Source organism: Streptomyces sp. NRRL S-495, from assembly GCF_000966955.1.
Lineage (GTDB): Bacteria > Actinomycetota > Actinomycetes > Streptomycetales > Streptomycetaceae > Kitasatospora > Kitasatospora purpeofusca.
Genome location: NZ_JZWY01000125.1, coordinates 1 through 1471 on the forward strand (window position 1 = coordinate 1; position 1471 = coordinate 1471).

Annotated in this window: 2 protein-coding genes; both read left to right on the plus strand. The window is 70.3% G+C overall.

Annotated features, from left to right (window positions below; translation table 11 throughout):
- Positions 1-768: acyltransferase domain-containing protein (locus VR45_RS09200; protein ID WP_052708954.1), on the plus strand; the 768-nt coding region annotated here is incomplete at its 5' end.
- 196 nt (positions 769-964) lie between these two features.
- The coding region (locus tag VR45_RS09205) for an isocitrate lyase/PEP mutase family protein (protein ID WP_234325895.1) at positions 965-1471 on the plus strand (507 nt) is incomplete at its 3' end.

Here is a 1471-nt window from a genome sequence, read left to right on the forward strand (position 1 = left end):
GCCGGGCTGGACCGTGACTGGGCCGCCGGAACGGCCGGCGGCGAGGGCCTCGCCACCCTGCTGTTCGTCGCGCTGGCCCCGCTCGCCCGGGCGCACCACCGGGCGCTCGGCATCCCGGCGGAGGTGACCGGGTCGACGCTGGCCGACCTCGGCCGACAGCTCGCGGTCAGCCGGTGGCGCGGCCGTTCCGGACTGGGCAACGCGCGCTGGCTGACGCTGCACTTCCGGGGCGAGCTGTTCCAGCTCGGCCGGCTCCAGTTCCAGCGCACCCGGGCCACCGGCGCGGACGTCCCGGCGGCCCGGGCCCCGGGCGCCGACGGGTGGAGCCTGCAACTGCACATCCCCGACCACTGCGGGCCGCTCTCCCCCGCGGCCTGCGACCGCGCGCTGGACCGGGCCCGGGTGTTCTTCCCCCGGCACTTCCCCGGGGAGCCGTACCGGAGCTGCCACATCTTCTCCTGGCTGCTCGATCCGCAGCTCGCCGACCATCTGCCGGCCGAGTCGAACATCATCCGGTTCCAGCGGCGGTTCTCCCCGCTGGAGCGGCCGGACCGGCCGTCGGTGCCCGAGGACACCAATCCGCTGAAATTCGTCTTCGGCGACATCGAACGGCCGCTGGAGTCCCTCCCCCGCGACACCGCCGTCCAGCGCGCCCTGGTCGACCATCTGCGGGCAGGCGGCCACTGGTACGTACGGGGCGGGCGGCTGCCGCTCCGGACCGTCGTCCCGAGCGTCCTCCCGACCGTCGGTCAGGCACCGGATCGATGAATTGAGATCCGATGGAATGACCAATCCGATAAATCTGATCGGACTCACTCGAAGGAGGGAACATCCATTAAAGATTTGCCCACGGAACATTAAAGGACGCATAGTGATGATGCCTCAGTTGGCCATAGGAATGGCCAATTTTCGGCAAAGTCCCGTGCGTGTCGCGCACGGATCCCCGACAGGTGAGGAGATGGCGTTGCGTCACGAAAACCTTCACGACGGCTACGGGCAGCGGCTGCGCGAGCGGATCGCCGCCCCGGGGACGGCCCCGCTCATCGGCGTCTACGACATGTACTCCGCCTCCATCGCGGCCGAGCACTACGACGGCATGTTCGTCTCCGGCTTCGGCTTCGCGGCCTCCTACTACGGACTGCCCGACATCGGCTTCATCGCCTGGCCGGACATGGTCGCCTTCGTCGAGCGGCTGCGCGGCGCCTTCCCCCGGCACCACCTGCTGGTCGACATCGACGACGGCTATGTCGACCCCGAGGTGGCCTGCCACGTGGTGCGGCGGCTGGAGCGGATCGGCGCCTCGGGCGTCATCCTGGAGGACCAGAAGCGGCCCCGCCGCTGCGGCCACGCCGACGGCAAGCAGGTCCTCCCGCTCGACGAGTACCTGGAGAAGCTGGACCAGGTCCTCGCGGCACGCACCGATCTGGTCGTGGTCGCCCGCACGGACGCCACCGAGGAGGCCGACATCCTG